Annotated in this window: 1 protein-coding gene; it reads right to left on the bottom strand. The window is 55.4% G+C overall.

The window, feature by feature from the left end; all coding sequences use genetic code 11:
* The coding region (locus tag ABGV18_RS11580; RefSeq protein WP_396586159.1) for a hypothetical protein at positions 1 to 258 on the bottom strand (258 nt) is incomplete at both ends.

Below are 258 nucleotides of genomic sequence, written 5' to 3'. Positions count from 1 at the left end.
CTGTGCACTTTGAGCGTTTGGGGGTAGAACGCCGGATACATAAAGCTGCGCAGGGTGTTGAATAATTGCAAATCAACGGGATCACGCAGGTCAGGAACGATGCCGGACGTATAGGAACGATGCATGTCAATCAGCTTACCGGCGGCAGTGGCAACACTCATGCCCCGTCCCTGAAGGCGCAGCTCACCAGTTTGTACTTTCTCGATCGCCGCCAAGATCTCTGCCGCGACATCCTGGGCGTGGAGCAACTCAAGTTGC

The organism is Guyparkeria halopsychrophila (assembly GCF_044582135.1).
Lineage (GTDB): Bacteria > Pseudomonadota > Gammaproteobacteria > Halothiobacillales > Halothiobacillaceae > Guyparkeria.
This window is presented reverse-complemented; position numbering and strand designations above follow the sequence as displayed.